General features: G+C 53.8%; 8 protein-coding genes. 5 read left to right on the top strand and 3 right to left on the bottom strand.

What is annotated here, in order from left to right:
• Nucleotides 1–69 precede the first annotated feature (69 nt).
• The 5 genes from SH527x_RS16595 (at nt 70) to SH527x_RS16575 (ending at nt 13,439) form a co-directional block, all read left to right on the top strand.
• Nucleotides 70–2,583, top strand: a complete 2,514-nt coding sequence (locus SH527x_RS16595) for a DUF1549 domain-containing protein (RefSeq protein WP_437191797.1) — start codon at nt 70–72, stop codon at nt 2,581–2,583.
• A gap of 103 nt (nt 2,584–2,686) precedes the next feature.
• On the top strand, nt 2,687–5,869 hold the full coding sequence (locus SH527x_RS16590) for a hypothetical protein (protein WP_437191796.1): 3,183 nt from the start codon (nt 2,687–2,689) through the stop codon (nt 5,867–5,869).
• Nucleotides 5,870–5,958: 89 nt separating this feature from the next.
• Entirely contained in the window at nt 5,959–8,754 is a 2,796-nt protein-coding gene (locus SH527x_RS16585; protein WP_437191795.1) for a c-type cytochrome domain-containing protein, read from the top strand.
• Between the two features lie 292 nt (nt 8,755–9,046).
• Nucleotides 9,047–11,131, top strand: a complete 2,085-nt coding sequence (locus SH527x_RS16580) for an FAD-dependent oxidoreductase (RefSeq protein ID WP_437191794.1) — start codon at nt 9,047–9,049, stop codon at nt 11,129–11,131.
• Between the two features lie 370 nt (nt 11,132–11,501).
• Complete coding sequence (locus SH527x_RS16575) at nt 11,502–13,439, top strand: cytochrome b N-terminal domain-containing protein (RefSeq protein ID WP_437194642.1); 1,938 nt, start codon at nt 11,502–11,504, stop codon at nt 13,437–13,439.
• Nucleotides 13,440–14,144: 705 nt separating this feature from the next.
• Here SH527x_RS16575 and SH527x_RS16570 read toward each other — a convergent pair.
• The 3 genes from SH527x_RS16570 to SH527x_RS16560 form a co-directional block, all read right to left on the bottom strand.
• Nucleotides 14,145–15,095, bottom strand: a complete 951-nt coding sequence (locus SH527x_RS16570; RefSeq protein WP_437191793.1) for an MDR/zinc-dependent alcohol dehydrogenase-like family protein — start codon at nt 15,093–15,095, stop codon at nt 14,145–14,147.
• Nucleotides 15,096–15,153: 58 nt separating this feature from the next.
• Nucleotides 15,154–15,933 carry a class I SAM-dependent methyltransferase gene (locus SH527x_RS16565; protein ID WP_437191792.1) on the bottom strand — a complete coding sequence of 260 codons (780 nt, stop codon included), beginning with the start codon at nt 15,931–15,933 and terminating at the stop codon, nt 15,154–15,156.
• Nucleotides 15,934–16,245: 312 nt separating this feature from the next.
• Complete coding sequence (locus SH527x_RS16560) at nt 16,246–17,922, bottom strand: glycine--tRNA ligase (protein WP_437191791.1); 1,677 nt, start codon at nt 17,920–17,922, stop codon at nt 16,246–16,248.
• Nucleotides 17,923–17,954 lie beyond the last annotated feature (32 nt).

The following is a 17,954-nucleotide window of genomic DNA, read 5'->3' as shown; positions in this document are numbered from 1 at the left end:
GACAAACGCATCACAGGTCCGATTCCCTTCACCCGATGACTCGACCTCGACGCAGAAGGATTCCACACGATGAATCGCTCTTACTGGCTTCTCGTTCGCGGAACTCCTTTCTGCCGTCTTCTTCTTTGCAGTCTCTTTCTGCTTCAACAGATCACATCACTCCATGCGGCAGAGACGCCGAACACAGACTCCGGTCGGACACTGCAACTCGGGCCACGATCCGGAAACACGTTGCAGATCGTCGGCCCAGATGGTCGCCTGCAACTTCTCGTCACGTCGACCGGCACTGACAACATCCCGAAAGACCGGTCTCGAGCAGCTCAATACGAAATACAGCCAGAAGGGATTATCAGAGTCGACGACACCGGACTCGTTACGCCGCTCAAAGATGGAAACGCTCTGGTCACCGCAAGAGATGGCGATCAGACCGCAACTATTTCTGTGACCGTGAGCGATTTCGCTGCAACACGAATCGTCGACTTCCAGAATCAGATCATCCCGTTGTTTACCAAGCACGGCTGCAACGGTGGTGGATGCCACGGTAAAGCCGCAGGGCAAAATGGGTTCAAACTCTCGTTACTCGGTTTCTATCCGGACGACGACTTTGAGTATCTGGTCAAAGAAGGCCGAAGCCGCCGGATCTTCCCTGCGATGCCGGAGCGCAGCCTGGTCATCACGAAAGCCACCGGTGAAGTTCCACACGGAGGAGGCAAACGAGTCGAGATCGACAGTCAGGAATATCGAACGCTTTTACGTTGGATCGAACAAGGCTGCCCTCGCTCTGCCGGAGAAAACACACCGGTCATCACCGGAATTGAATGCTATCCCCCAACCGCAACTCTTCGGGAAGGGGAGTCGCAACAGATCGCTGTTTACGCCGCTTACAGTGATGGATCATTCGAAGACGTCACAAGAACGACTCTCTTCGAACCCAACAATCCAGAGCTTGCAGAATGCTCCACGACGGGCCTTGTGACCGCACTCGACCTGTCTGGTGAAGTCGCCATCATGGCCCGCTATCAAGGACTCGTCTCCACATTTCGGGCGACGATCCCGATGCAATCCAACGGCTTCCCTGTCCCACCGGCCAGAAACATTGTCGATGAGACCGTTTTCAATAAGCTGCAGGCACTCGGGATTCCGCCATCGATTCCGTGCGATGACGCCACGTTCATTCGTCGTGTCTCACTCGATATCACAGGCCGACTGCCGACTGCCGACCGCGTTCGCACCTTCCTCGATGACACTCGCGCGGACAAACGGGATCTGCTCATTGACGAACTGCTGGACAGCCCTGAGTACGCTGACTATTTCGCCAACAAATGGAACATGATCCTGAGGAACAAAGGGCGTCAGGATCCAGATCGAGAAGGAACTTATCGGTTCCATCAATGGATCTGGTCAAGCATCTATGAGAACAAGCCGTTCAATCAGTTCGTCAAAGAGATCGTGACTGCCAGCGGTGCCCCAGACAAGACTCCAGAGGTGACATGGTACCGCGAAGTCTCCACTGTTGAACAACAAGCCGAAGACGCTGCACAGCTCTTCCTGGGTGTGCGAGTTCAATGCGCCCGTTGCCACCACCACCCCTATGATCGCTGGAGTCAGGAAGACTATTACGGGCTTGCCGCGTTTTTCAGCCGCATCGGAAAGAAGGAACTGGGAGCCGAATCGGTCAAAGCGATTCGTGATCGCCGAATCTTCCACAACGATGGCATCGCCCAACTCCCACATCCCCGAAGTGGAAAGCAGGTTCGGCCAGCAGGTCTGGGAGGCCCAACGCTCGATATTCCCGCTGATCGCGATCCGCGATTCGCGCTCGCAGACTGGATGACATCTGCTGACAATCACTACTTCTCCAGAACACTTGTAAACCGGTATTGGAAGCATTTCTTCAGCCGTGGACTCGTGGAGCCGGAAGATGATCTTCGCGATACCAACCCTCCATCGAACCCGGAACTCATGGATGGTCTCGCCAAGTCTTTCATTGAGTCCGGATATGACTTGAAAGAACTGATCCGCACGATCTGCAGATCAACAACCTACCAGCTCAGTTCCTCCCCAAATGAGCAAAACGCACGCGACAAGCAAAACTTCTCGCGTTACTACCCCAAACGTCTGACCGCAGAATCGCTCTATGATGCGTTCCATCAGGTGACGCTGACAAAGGGAGACTTCCGCGGAGTTCCTGCTGGCAGTGAAGCTCTGCAATTGCCTGACACCTCGGTCGCTCCTTACTTCCTGAAGGTCTTTGGGCAACCGCAGGCAGATTCCGCTTGTGAGTGTGAACGAGCACAATCAGCGAATCTCGCACAGAGCCTGCATATGCTCAACAGTCAGGAGATTCAAACCAAGATCACTCAACCAACAGGTCGGGCTCACCTTCTCGCGCAGAAGCAGGACCAATCTCATGAGGAACGTCTGAAAGAGCTGTACCTCTGGACGTTTTCTCGCCTGCCGGACGCGGATGAACTGAAGACAGGACTGGCGCACATTAACAAGAACAAAGACAACGTCCCGATTGCCTATGAAGACATCGTCTGGGCACTGATCAACACCAAAGAGTTCCAGTTCAATCACTAGATCGGGTCGCAAACACTTATTGCGCAACCGAGTTCAGAAACCGCTCTCGATCGTATCCACTGTTCCCGCAACTTTGATTTCAAGCCAAACCGTGGGTGTGAATGTGAAGCGAATCTCCATTCAGACGTCTGCTGTGATTGTTGCAACAGCCGTTTTGCTCGTTGTCTCTCCACACGCCTTACGTGCACAACTTCCTCAGACACGGCTGACCGTTCTGGCTCCGGCCGGAGGACAGGTTGGCACCACAGTTGATGTCACACTTGTTGCTGGTGAACTTCTGGAAGACAACACGCAACTGATCTTCTCACATCCCGGCATCACGGCAGTCCCCAAGAAGGTCACTCAGAACGGGGTCGAAAGTCTGGTCCCCAAGACATTTCAAGTCACAATTGCGGCCGATGTTCCTGTCGGGATGTATGACGTCGTGTGCGGCGGACGCTGGGGAATCAGCAATCCGAAGCGGTTTTCAGTTGGGGAACGCCCGGAGATCAATGAACCAGAGAATCATCAGACACTGGCGACGGCTGCTGCGATCAACGTCGGCAGCGTTGTCCACGGAGTCATCGCTGGCGCACATGAAGTGGACTGGTATCAATTCCCTGCCAAGAAGGGAGAGCGGATCGTCATCGAATGCCAGTCAACAGGGATTGACTCTCCGCTGAATGCATCGCTCACGTTGCTCGATGCCGCAGGTCGCAGAAGATTAGCGGTCTCGCGTCAGCACAACAGTCGCGATGCCTTGTTGGTGTATGACGTTCCCAGCGATGGCCAATACCTTTTGAAAGTCCACGACACCATCTATCGATCCGGGCCGGATTACCGCTATCGCCTCGATCTTCACACTGGCCCGTTCATTGAATACGTCTTCCCTCCTCAGTGCCTGCCTGGTGCGCCACAGCGTGTCGCGGTCTACGGGCACCATCTGCCAGGCGGGCGTCCCAGTGGAGTTTCAGTTCAGAACGTTGAGCTTCAAGTTGTGGATGTTGACATCACCGTTCCGGAAGACTGGCAGTCACGCATCGCTTCGCAACTGGTGAGCCCTTTTCAAGCATCGGCAGACACGTTTCCCTGGCGGATGAACACCCCAGCTGGAACATCAAATGCGGTTCGAATCGGCATCGCCACAGCACCGGTTCTGGCCGAAACAGAACCCAACGACAGCACAGCACAGGCAATTACGATTCCAGCCTCGATTGGCGGTCGATTCGAAATGCCGGATGATCGCGATCGCTTTCGCTTTCAAGGGACGAAAGGACAAAAAGTCTCGATCGATGTCGTCTCCGAACGCCTTGGCAATGCCGTTGACCCGTTGGTCGTTGTCGAACGTGTCGTCATCAAACCTGACATGACCGAGCAGCTGGTCGCGGTCGTGACACACGATGACACGGCACCAAACCTGAGCCCTAAGTTTTTTGAGACCCAGACAGCAGATCCTTCATTCCTGTTAGATCTGCCTGAGACAGCGACCTATCAGATCACCGTCCGGAGTCGCATCGGGAGTCCTAAAGGGAATGACCGTCAACAGTACCAGCTGGAGATTCGGGAAGCGCAACCGGACTTCATCGCCGTGGCACTTCCCGGCCTGTATCAACAAGGTCAGATCACGCCCGTCTCCATCCGGCAGCAGGACCGAATTCCCGTCACGGTGTATGTCTTCCGTCGCGGAGGATTCGTCGGGGAGATTCGTGTCGAACAGGTTGGCAACCTGAAAGAGCTTCCGAATGAAGCGGCAATCATCCCGGCAAACAAGAACTTCACAACCTTCATCCTGACAGCCAACTCGGTCAAAGAACAACAGAGTTCACTCGCGAATCTGCAATTGAGTGCCGTTGCAACACTCCCGGCAGTCGCAGGTCAGGAACCGGTTCAACTTCGCCACCCGGTTCGGATCGCAACCACAATCCATCCACAGAAGGATAATGTCTCTGCCATCTGTCGCCTGACGCCTCAGATGTTGGTTGGGATTCATCCTGAAGTCGCGCCGCTTCAGTTAACTGCATCGATTCACGAATTGACAGTTGCGCAGGGAAGCACCATCCAGCTTCCCGTTGAACTTCGCAGAACCCCTGCTGCCCAGGAAGCGGTGCAATTGACCATTCCAACGCCGATCGCCGCAACCAAGATCGTCAGCGGAACAGAAGCGATTGCGAAAGAGGCCGTAAAGGGGACGCTGCAACTTCAACTGGAAGACAATGTCGCTCCTGGGCTCCATCCCATCTGGATCAATGGCGATTCGCAGGTCAGTTATCGCAAGAAGCCTGAAGTCGCCGATCAGGCAAAAGCGGCGCTCGACCAATTCAAGAAAGAAATGGAACCGATCGAAGCGGAGTTCAAGAAGCAGGAGCAGACAAAGAAGTCAGCCAGGAATTCCGTCACAGAAGCAACAGCAAAGCTCTCTGCATTGCAGGTGATGGTCACAGCATCGCAGCAACAAGCCGAGAAGACGAAAGCCATGCGCGCCGCGTTGACTGAATCTCAGCGGACGTTGCAGGAGCGTCTGACGGTCGCAACTCAACAGGTCACTGCACTCAACGAAGAAATCACCAAACCCCCTGTTGAATCCAGCGAAACTGCATCCAGCGAGAAGTCGAGCAATAAACAAGATCTCGCGATGAAGCTGGCCGCAGCAACAAAACTTCAAGCAGACCTGACAAAAGAGAACGAAGCGGCCCAGATGCAACTCACCTCTTTGCAGAAGGACGTTTCTGCTCAGGAGGCCGCCATTCTGGTTGCTCAGAAGCAATTAACAATGGCGCAAGCAGAACTAAGATCGTCTGAGCAGCAACTTCAGCTGGCGACTAATGCGGAACAAGCGTCAACAGCCATCCTCACCGCCAAAGATGCAGTAAAGAAGCGACTGGAAGAGGAATTTACGCAGGCCACGAAAGCCGCTGAGGCTCGCTCATTAAAGGCCTCTGCTCCCACACAAATGATCTTTCTGAAAGTCGTTCCTGCCACCGTCAAGATGACAGCCACAACCGAACAGGCAGCCGGAATCGTCGCAGGGAAGACCATGCCTGTTGCGATTCAGATCCAACGCCTCAAGGACTTCAAAGACGCCGTCACAATCCACGCGATTGATCGCAGCTCAGAGGTTCCTTTGAAAGCGGAGTCAATCGTAATTCCTGCGGATCAAACCACCGGAACGTTAACACTGACCGCCCCGATGGAGATCGCCGTCGGCGCAGATCGAGTGTTGACATTACAAGCAACAACAACGACTGCGGGACAAGAAACCACTTTTGAAATCCCTTTCAAAGTCACAACTGTCGCTGCCGCTCAATAGTAGCTTCCTGATGAGATCAGACTGCTGACCTGCAGACCAACTTCCGGCAGACAAACGGTTGTCACCATACATACGCCTCTGGAGGATCAGTGAACCGTAAAACATGCTTACTTGTTGCGATTGCAGCATGCTGGATCGGGCCATTCGACCTCACGCCTTCCGTTCGCGCTGATGCATCAAATCCAGCGCAGGTTGAATTCTATCGCGACATCGCTCCGATCTTGCGAGCGAAATGTCAGGCCTGCCATTCTGCTTCGGTACACGAAGGGGATCTACGACTCGATGATCATGCGTTAACACTCAAAGGGGGCGAAAGTGGAGCTCCGGTGGTCCCTGGCGATGCCGAGAAAAGTCTGCTCTATCTTGTTTCGACACGAAAAGAAGAACCGGCCATGCCGCCGCTGCCAAACGGTGTCCAGGCCACAGCACTGACCGACGCGGAACTTGATCTTCTCAAACGCTGGATCAACGGCGGAGCGATTGCCGGAGCACGCACCGGGAGCACAGCCAAATGGCGGAACCTGCCAGCAGCGCAGCAAACGGTTTATAGCCTTGCAATGTCGCCTGACCAGCAACTCCTCGCTGCTGGCCGCGGCAATCGTGTTGTTCTTTATGACATGCTGACACTCAAAGAAGCTGGTTCGCTTTCTGATCCCAGAATTGATGGACGAACGGACCGCGATTACGTTCAGGCAATCGCATTCAGTCCAGATGGACGCACAATTGCCACAGGCGGATATCGCTCTGTGAAACTCTGGCAACCAGCACCCCCAGTGCGTATCCACTTCGAGTCGCTTCCTCAACCGGTTCGCGCAGTTCAGGTTTCAGAACAAGGTGATCGCGCCGCATTCCTTTCCGGCCCGGCTCAGATCACGATCTTCAATCTGCAAACTGGGAAACCAGAAAAAGCCCTGCCTGCAGGTGCGACTCAGATCACTTCAATGGCGTTTTCAGCGCATGGAAAAGGACTGACCACCGGAGACACCACAGGGCTCGTGCAATTCTGGAACCTCGAAACAGCGACGGTGCAGGATCAGTTCCAATCAGGGAGTGCCATTCACGCAATGGTAATGCGAGCCGACACTCCCGGCCTCGCAACTTCACATGCCGATTCCGTGATCCGGCTGTGGCCAATAGAGGAAATGGCTCCCGAGCGAAAGCCAGTGCTGGAACTCAAAGGGCACACGCAACCAGCGGAACGACTCTCCATTACAGGCAAGCAACATTTGCTTTCAGCTGGCCCTGACAAGCTGTTCCGTCTTTGGGACCTCTCAAACGGGAACGTGGTCTGGTCACATGAACTTCCGTTCCCGATCACGGATATCCAAACGTCTGCAGATGGCAAACGACACGTCGTTCTCGGCAATAATGGTCATGCTCAATTGCTGAACGAGGAAGGAAAACTCGTCGCCAGACTGGAGAACGGACGAACGGTTCATGAAGCAGTTGACGCGACAGAGAATCATGAGATCGCCAAGCGTCTTCTCGAACGAACGGCAGAGCGACTCAAACAGGCCGAAGCTGACTTCAACAGTCGCGAGCAGATCTTGAAAAACGCTGAAGCGAAACTTCAAGCGACAAAAGAAACGGTCACCAAGCACGAGCAGGAATTGCAACAAGCGAAAGATCAGGAGCAACAGGCGAACAAGGCATTAGCGGAAGCTCCTAATGACGCTGCAAAAAAGAAAGAAGTCGCAACATCCGTTGAGAAGGTCAAGAAAAGCACAGAACAACTCGCCAAATCACAGAAGGCAGCTGAAGCTGACAGCCGCGCCGTTATCCTGGCCAAACAGGCTGTTCAGTTTGGTGCCGATCAATTGGAACGACGTCGTTCCGAGTCAGCAGAATCAACTCAGGAAGTAGCGGATAAAGAGAAACTGGCGACAGAGGCCACCCAACGACGCAATGAATTCGCAACTCAGTTCAGCTCGATCAGCATCGACGATTCGCGAGGGACAATTCTGGCTGCAGCGGGAGACCAGACTGTCCATCTCTGGAATTTGCAGACGGGAACGCCCCTGATTCCCCCTGCACTGCCGTCTCCAGTGACTCGACTTCAATCAGTCGGACAGGATCGGCTGTTCACGATGACAACAAATGGTTCTGAGCCGGTGACTGTCACACACTGGAACACCTCACCTCAATGGGAACTGAAAAAGACGCTGGGACCGCAGGCAGGAGATCTGGCTCTTCTCGACACGTCATCGATTCAGGATCGAGTCATGGCACTGGCGTTCAGTCCGGACGGACAGACGCTGGTCAGCGGAGGGGGCGAGCCATCTCGCGGAGGCGAACTCCTGTTCTGGAATCTGAATGAATCGGACAAGCCGATCCCTGTTCCTGATGCACACAGCGATACCGTTCTGAGCGTGCAATTTTCACGGGATGGAAGCAAGCTGGTCACAGGCGGAGCAGACAAATTCTGCAAGGTCTTTGATACAGCCAAACGGTCACAGATTCAGTTGTTCGAAGGGCACACCGATCACGTCATGGGAGTGGCTTTCAATGCCGACGGAAACCTTGTCGCCAGCGGAGCTGCCGATCGTCTGATTAAGGTCTGGGATCTGGACACAGGAGAGATTCGTCGGACGATTGATAATTATGCGAAGCAGGTCACGTCTGTCCGGTTCATTGGCAACACAAATCGAATCGTCTCCAGCAATGGGGACACTTCCGTCAAAATTCACGTCACCAGCGATGGTAAGAATGAACGCACATTCTCTGCTGCCAAGGATTATCTTTACTGCAACATCATTTCCCCTGACGGTTTACAGGTCATCGCCGGCGGACGTGAAGCCGTGATTCACATCTGGGACGCAACCACAGGGAAAGTGATCACGTCTTTCGGGCCAACCTCAACTCCGGATGCCAGCGTCTCCAAATAGGTCGGTTCTCTCACCGCAGACCTTTATTTCTGACCACCGGGGCGGAGCACGTCTCGTGTGGTTGAATTTTGATGACATTATCCGTGACAATATGGGAACGAGCTCTCAAAGGAGCAGGCACAAAGCAGTTCGCGTGATGTCGTCACCCACGTTCCGACATCACCGATAAAGCATGGTGGCCTTCGGAGATCAGCTGGTTCAACAACGTCGCATGAGCCGTTATAACCTCGTCGTAGAATCTCGGCAGCGATGAACCGGCAACACGGACAGCCCATACGGGTGAAGGAATACAATGTCGTCCCTGAAAGCACTCTTCAGTGTTGGGCTCTGCCTGAGTTGGTGGGCAACCGCCGCTGCAGCAGCTCAAGTTCCCCAGACCTATGATATCGTCGTCTATGGCGGAACCAGCGCAGGAGTGATCGCTGCGGTTCAGGCCAAGAAGATGAACAAAACCGTCATCATTGTCGGCCCTGACATTCATCTCGGCGGATTAACCGCAGGGGGCTTGGGCTATACGGACTCTGGCAAGAAAGAAGCGATCGGTGGATTAAGCCGCGACTTCTACCACAGACTCTGGAAGCACTATCAACAGGATTCCGCCTGGAAATGGGAACCGAAGAAAGTCCTGAAGAGTCAGGGACCAGAGGAGAAGGCGGCTGGACAGCCACAGGGCATGTGGATCTTTGAACCGCACGTCGCAGAGAAGGTCTACGAAGAACTCGTGAAAGAGTTTGAGATTCCGGTCATTCGCAATGAATATCTGAATCGCGAATCAGGCGTTAAAACGCAGGATGGACGAATCACATCCATCACAATGCTAAGCGGAAAAGCGTTCAACGGAAAGATGTTCATCGACGCCACTTACGAAGGCGATCTGATGGCCGCTGCCGGTGTGAAATACCACGTCGGGCGAGAAGCAAACAGTGTCTATGGTGAAACCCTGAATGGTGTGCAGACTAAAGGACGCCAGCATGCTCACCACTTCCTGATGAATATTTCTCCATACAAAGTTCCCGGTGATCCATCGAGCGGACTCCTTCCACGAATCAGCAACGAACCGCCCGGCGAACATGGCAGTGGCGATCATCGTATTCAGGCCTATTGCTTCCGGATGTGTCTGACGAATCATCCAGAGAACAGACTTCCTTTCCCGAAACCGGAAGGATACGACGCAAGCCAGTATCAACTGCTCGCGCGCATTCTGGACTCTGGCTGGCGGAACGGGTTGAAGAAATTCGACCCGATCCCGAACAAGAAGACAGACACAAACAATCACGGGCCGTTCAGTACAGACAACATCGGCTACAACTACGACTATCCAGAGGGGTCATACGAACGCCGTCGCGAGATCATTCAGGAACACATCACCTACCAGCAGGGAATGCTCTACTTCCTGGCGAACGATCCATCTGTCCCGGAAGACGTCCGTAAACAATTCACTGAATGGGGACTGGCGAAGGACGAATTCCCTGACCACAAAGGCTGGCCACACCAGATTTACGTCCGTGAATCCCGCCGTTTGCTGGGCGAATATGTCATGACAGAAAAAGACTGTCAGGACCTCGTCGAGACGCCGAAGTCAATCGGGATGGGGTCCTATAGTATGGACTCACACAACACACAACGTTATGTGACCGCTGAAGGCTTTGTCCAGAACGAAGGTGATGTTCAGGAACGAGCCAAACGACCATATGAAATCTCCTATGGTTCGATTACGCCGAAGCGCGATGAATGCCAGAACCTGCTGGTGCCGGTCTGCGTTTCCAGTAGCCATATCGCTTACGGTTCAATCCGCATGGAGCCAGTCTTCATGATTCTTGGACAGTCCGCGACAACCGCCGCTGTCATTGCAATGGAGAACAAACTTGCAGTGCAGGACGTTCCTTATGAATCTCTTCGTGCCCGTCTTCTGCAAGACGGACAGGTGCTCGAACTCGTGAACCAGAACGATGAACTTCGCAAGAAATTGACCGGAGTTGTGGTTGATGATCTGGACGCAAAGTTCACCGGCACCTGGAATGATTCAGGGTCCATTAGCCCTCACTTCGGTGACGGATACCGTCATGACACAAACATGAACAAAGGAAGTTGCACTGCTCTGTTTGAAGCAGCACTGCCCCCTGGCCAGTACGAAGTCCGGTTTGCCTATGCTGCAACAGCGGGTTCACGTGCAACGAATGTGCCCGTCAAGATCCGTCATGCTGGCGGCGAAACGACGGTGAAAGTCAACCAGACGAAACAGCCTCCAATGGGCGAATTCGACCTGAGCCTCGGAGTCTTCACATTCGACAAGACAGGTTCAGTTCTGATTTCGAATGAAGGTACGGACAATATCGTTGTGGTCGACACCATTCGATTCGTCCCGGTCAAGAATTAGGTTGAGAGTCAGTTCGTGCTCGATTGCCGGGAAATCCCTTTCCGGCAATCGTTTTTTGCACAAGGCACTGGCCGACCAGCGACTACGGGCGACACGACATTCCAACCAGAGTGACGCTCTGCTCGCCTGAGCAATTCCCCGATGATTTCCCACCTGTTAGAATCGATGTGACTCCGATCTCACTCCCTCGGTGAGTCGTGGTAACTTCCGATGCGTCCCAATTCGATTGATCACGGACTTGTTTGGATCGCACTGCGAATCACAAAACGCTCGTGAGACATTCGGTTCGATTCCACCTGAAAACAGAAGACTCAGGACACGACTGGCAGCGCACCAGTTCAACACCGTCCTGAGAAGGGCTTCCGAAGTGATGCAGAAGATTTTTGCCTGGCTGGATGATCGCACCGGATACCGTGCACTTCTGAACAAAACCCTGTACGAGCCAATTCCAGGTGGGGCACGTTGGCGTTACGTCTGGGGAACAACACTGTTGTTCACATTCATGCTGCAGGTCCTCACCGGATTCTGCTTGTGGATGAGTTACAGCCCGAGCGCAACCACTGCCTGGGAAAGCGTCTTTTATATCCAGCACTCGATGACCTTAGGGTGGCTGGTTCGCGGGATGCACCACTTCGCCGCAGGTGCCATGATGATCCTGATGACGCTGCACATGATGCAGGTCGTCATTGACGGAGCGTACAAAGCGCCGCGAGAAGTTAACTTCTGGCTGGGCCTGCTCCTGATGCAGATCATCGCAGTGATGGGAGTCACCGGTTATCTGCTTCCGTGGGATCAGAAGGGGTACTCGGCCACACAGGTGGTGACCGGCATCATCGGATCGACTCCGTTCGTGGGCACTTATATTCAGCAGCTTGCTCAAGGGGGAACCCAGTATGGCAACCTGAATCTCACCCGATTCTTCGCGCTGCATGCAGGAATTCTGCCTGCCGCAGTTCTCGGCGTTCTGGCACTGCACCTCTATGTCTTCCGCCGTCATGGGCAATGCACTGTGCCATCGAAAAGAAACCCGGAAGACAAAACCGTTCACACCTACTGGCCTGACCAGTTCCTGCGCGACGCCATTGCCTGCATGGCAGTGCTGATTGCGATCATTGGAACGACATTCTTCTGGGGCGGAGCTGAACTTTCGGCTCCAGCAGACCCGGCAGAAGCGTACTCGGCGGCCCGCCCTGAATGGTATTACCTGTTTCTGTTCAAGTTCCTGAGCATTCCCTGGGTTGCAAGAGTCGGTGTCGTCACGCACCTCGGAGAATCCTTCGGAGCCGTGATCGTCCCTGGCCTCGTCATCGGTGTCATTGCACTGATGCCGTTCATCGCACGTTGGCGATACGGGCATCGATTCAACGTTTCGTTCTTATGGGTCGTTGTCGGAATCGTCGGTGTTCTGACCGGCATGGCGGTTCATGCCGACTGGATTGCAGACAATCAGGAAGGCCGGGACTTCCGCATGGCAGTGAAACAGGCTCACGTCGATTCGCTGCGTGTCACCGAGCTCGCACATGCGCCACTGGGGATTCCTCCGGAGGGGGCCGCAAATTTGTTGCGACGTGATCCGTTAACGCAGGGCCCGAAGCTCTTCCAGACTTACTGTATCAACTGCCATCAGCCAGTCGCCAAGAAGGACCAGTTCACCGAACCTGCAGTCGCACCTGAACTGGCCGATCCCCAGAACCGGACTCAGATCACGTTCGCTTCGCGTGAATGGACCCGATCCGTCCTTGTGAATTTCGAGAAGCATTTCGCCTCACTGGCAAATACAAAAGGCGATTTCGCCGAAGCCGCGAATACAATTCTGACCGGCTCCATGAAAGACTGGTCCGATTCCAATCGTGAAACGCTAACCAACCCGGAAAATGCAGCTGACCTGACTGCTCTGGTCGAGTTCATGTACACCCAGAGCGGGCGACCTGATTCTCTGCCACCAGACAATGAAGTCGTCCAGCGGGGCCTGAAGATTTTCACAACTGGTGAAATGACGAATGGAACAATTGATTCCTGCGTCGACTGTCACAGCATGAAACCAGCCATCCTTGTCGACGATGTTCGTCAATATGCTGACGAATCACTAGCCGAAGGGCTATTTCCGGACCTGACCGGATACGGGGGAGCATCGTGGCTGAAGAAGATGATCGCCACGCCGCACGCAATCTATGCAGGTGATTCCGGAAACAATGCAATGCCACCGTTTGAGTCACAACTGACCGAGAGCGAGATGGACATTCTTGCCCGTTGGTTGGCGTACGACTATCACCCAACCGCTGAAGGGCAAAAGCCAACGGCGAAATAGGCCAAGTTCACAGACGGCAAACAGCAAAGCGGGTAACCGCAAAATGCAAACTTTTTGAACCGTTGGGATCTCTGCACCGCACCCGGTGTAGAGATCCTTTTTCTTTTGGATCTCGTCTATGTGGCTCAACTACTGAATGCAGCGGCAAGTTTGTATTTGACGTCGGAGAGAAGTCGCGAAAGAGTTCGGACTGCCGCAAGAGGTGCCTGCAATCGCCAGAGCGAGAGACACTTCAGAAGCCGTCCCCCTTCTCACGCCCATTTGTTCATGGAGAGTGGCAGCTTCAATGACACAGTTCGTCACACCAGGCAGGAACGCCAACAGGGAACGTTGTTCGACAGGCCGTGGCTGAAATGACTGCTCGCTGAAAACGACAAAAGCGAGTGAAGGTGGCTAGGGGCGTGGGCGCTCGCCCGACGTCCCCCTACAAGGAAGACCTCGGCCACACCCCCAGTCACACATCACTCGCTTTTGACATATCAAAACAAAAGCAACGATGGTGCCAAAAGCATCGCTGACGGACAATTTCCCATAAGCGTCAATGATCAATACAGTTGCGACGACACTTCTTTTCCGCCTCCACTCAGACGCATCTCAACAGTGCTGAAGGAGCGGGCAAAACAAACAGAAAGTGCACAAAATATTGACACTGTCACATCACGGCTCAGCCCAAACGATGGGGCTTCTGTGTGGCAAAAATCAGCGTCAGGTCGAGATCTCAAGAAGAACTTTCATCTGGCCTGGGACTTTTGCTTGAGCCAGCGCTTCGACTCCCTGCTCTAACGGGAACCGACCGGAAATCAGCGATTCGACTTCAATTGATCGTTGCGCCAGTGCCTCAATCGCTGGAGGAAACGGACCACACCGCGACCCGATGACTTGAATTTCATCGATCACAACCGGCGCGAGATTCGGACCATTGGTTCCAGAGACCGTGGTCTTCAACACAATAGTGCCGCGCGGTCTGACCAATCGACAGGCATCCACAAATCCCGTCGCAGAGCCAGTGCAATCAACAACAAGATCCGCGATACGCTCGCTCTTCATTTCAGAGAGCAGGCACGTACGAATTTCGAGCTTTGCGAGGCGTTCTAACTTGCTGACATGCTTCCCAATCACCAGCGGGTTGGCCCCCTGCATTGCAAGGACCTGCGAACACAGGTTCCCCAATCGTCCATCCCCCAGAACGACAACATCCTGAAACCGACTCAGATCAAGTTGAGCCGGAATCTGAAAGGCCGCCGCCAACGGTTCAACAAAAACAGCCGCTTCGTTTGAAACCGAGTCCGGCACAGGATGAAGATTCTCTTCCGGTAACCAGACGGTTTCGGCAAATGCCCCATCATGATTCAGAATGCCGAGCACTGTTCGATTCGGGCAATGCGTCGGATCCCCCTTCTGACATGTCTCGCACTGGTGACACGCACAATTGATCTCACCAACAACGCGTTGTCCGGCGTATTTTCCTGACTCTGCGATTCCGACGAACTCGTGTCCCAATACTCCCTGAAACCCCATGTATCCCTGCATCAACTGCAAGTCTGTCTCGCAGACACCTGCCTTCAGGACACGTACGGGAATCTGCCCAGGCTGAACTTTGGGAGCAAAGTCTGTCCGGTACGTGACCTTGGTTCCAGCAAGTTCCAGACAACGCATATTGACCTCGTTCGAGACCACCCTGAATGGGGATCGCAGGAAAGTGAAAGCGAAATTCTTATTTCTTTCGCAGGATGAAGACGACGTCTTCCGTTTCCGGCTGAATCGTAACTTCGGTACGAATGTCGTAGACGAAATCATGCAATGCAACGACTTCGAACTCTGGAACGCGCGACAGCAGATCGTCGAACTGCTTCTGCGTATAGGTTCGATAGTTCATTTCATCTTCGAGTCGCAGAATGTTTGTCGGGGTATAGACATCAAAGGTCATCCCGAGCACTTCATTCCGGTTTTTCTTGTCGAGCTTCTTGCACCACATCGCCGAGTTGACCTGAAGATTTCCGCGGCGGGCGGTCCATTCTTCATGGTCCACTCTGGTGCCACGCGTTGGGGTAAGATGCAGCCCAAGGATATACAGGCCCCCTTTGGTCAACGCGTCAGCCATACAGTGCAGATGACTTTCTGCGGCCTCATCACTCGGCAAATGACGGAAACTGTTGATCGTGTTGAATGATGCATGGAACTTCTTCTTCACTTTGAAGTCAGCCATGTCTCCAATCACAACACTTGCCGGGAATCCTGCCTTGCTCAGGCGTTTGTTGCAGTAATCGACCGCCTTCTCGTTCAGGTCATTTCCAGCAACTTCGAATCCCGCCTTTGCCAGTCTGTAAATCAGGCGGCCAGTGCCGCATGCTGGTTCAAATACGCGAGTCACATTGCATTTTGCGTACTTCTCGAAGCACTTTTTCAGGAAGTGAAATTCTGCCTGCCAATCAGACCCGAACAACAGATCATAATACTTAGGGTAGTCGTAAAGGTTTGCTCGAGTCGGTTCCATGGGTACAGCGTAGATCAAAGTCGAATTGTTCCGGATCAAAATCGTGCGTTTCAAATGAACGCGTCGGCATGCGATCACAGCATTCGCCACGACAAGCAAAGTTCGCGGCAAGCGATGCGGCAGGCATTCATACAATACAAAACGAATACTTGACTGACGCCTGTTGAAGACGCCTGAGTCCACAAATTGAACGAAAAAAGCCGCACACATTTCGGTGTACGGCTTCTGACTGACGCTCATCAGCAAGGCAGAGCAAAATCCATCAGACAAGCTCGGGCAATGCCGTTCCTGAATGGGGAATGCTCCATGCTGTTATACAGGTGGCTTCCACTCTTTGCGCAACCGGCTGGAGATTTCGTTAACGATGTCTCCGACTGGAATGCGAACCTGCTCCAGTGAATCACGGTCACGGATCGTCACAGTGTTTGCACTGAGAGTCTCGTTATCGACGGTGATACACCACGGGGTTCCGATCTCGTCCTGGCGACGATACCGCTTTCCAATCGCGGCCTGTTCATCAAAGGTCGTCGCGATTCCGGCATCACGCAGAGCACGATAGATCTCTTTCGCTTTCTCTGGCTGGCCATCTTTCTTCACCAGCGGGAAGACAGCGACCTTGATTGGAGCAAGACGTGGGTGGAAACGCATCACCACGCGAGTCTGCATCTGTCCTTTGTCATCTGGAGCTTCATCTTCGTGGAAGGCTTCACAGATAAACGCCAGTGTCGCGCGGTCAGCACCAGCTGACGGCTCGATCACGTGTGGCAGATAGCGCTCGCGAGTGGTGTCGTCGAAATAGGTCAGGTCTTTCCCTGAACCACGCCATTTCGGCTGGCCTTCCGCATTGAGTTCCACCTGCAACTTGCCATCCGGGCCAGTGTGCAGTTTGCCTTCCATGTGGGATCGCAGATCGAAGTCACCACGGTGAGCAATTCCTTCGAGTTCGCCGTACTCGTCGTCCGAAAGGAATGGGAACTGGTACTCGATGTCTGCCGTTCCGCATGAATAGTGAGACAGCTCATCTGATTCATGGTCTCGCAAACGAAGATGCTTCGGTCCGATCCCCAGTGAGGTGTACCAGGCAAATCGGCGATCCCGCCAGTACTTGTACCACTCAGGAGAGGCGTCTGGCTGACAGAAGAATTCGATCTCCATCTGTTCGAATTCACGTGATCGGAACGTGAAGTTCCGAGGAGTGATTTCGTTACGGAAGCTCTTCCCGATCTGGCAAATCCCGACAGGGAGTTTCACTCGGTTCGAGTCCATCACGTTCTTGAAGTTCACGAAGATTCCCTGAGCCGTTTCCGGGCGCAGAAACGCAGAATCCGCTTCTGTTCCCAGTGCTCCCAGAATCGTCTTGAACATCAGGTTGAAGTCGCGGGGATCAGTCAACGTTCCCGGCTTTGATGCCTCTGGCGCAACAACTGACCCGTATTCGGTTGGAGCGATCGTCGACAGGCTTGCAGGAGCGCCGTCCCAGACCAACTTGTCGGCCTCCTTGTTTTTCATCCCGAAAACTTTGAGCGCTCGGGCTGTGATCGCTTCTACGATGACAGAATCATCGGCCATTGCCGTCACGAACAGCCTCTGTGGAGCCGCATCACCAATCTTGCCTTCGATCCAGCGACCGGTCACGTGATCCAGACGATACCGATTCTTGGATTCCTTGCAGTCGACCATCTTGTCGCAGAACAGGTCGAAGTGCCCGCTGACTTTCCACACTTGTGGATGCATGATGATCGATGTTTCCACACCCACCATCTGGTATGCCACTGGAGCTTCAGCAGGTGGGTCCAGCGGATCATGGCGGGTGATCATGTCTTCCCACCAGGCGTTCCGGACGTTCCGCTTCAGTTCGGTGCCCAGTGGGCCGTAGTCCCAGAAACCGTTCTGACCGCCATAGATCTCTGAATTCTGAAAGATGAACCCGCGTCGTTTGCAGAGCGCGACAATTTTGTCCATCAATGCCGAACGGTCCTGTGCCGCCATGACGTCTGTCTCTCCGGTAATCACACCTGAGC

Source organism: Planctomicrobium limosum (assembly GCF_051465645.1).
Taxonomy (GTDB): domain Bacteria; phylum Planctomycetota; class Planctomycetia; order Planctomycetales; family Planctomycetaceae; genus Planctomicrobium.
The sequence above is the reverse complement of the archived record's forward strand: the minus strand, read 5'-3'. Positions and strand labels throughout refer to the sequence as shown.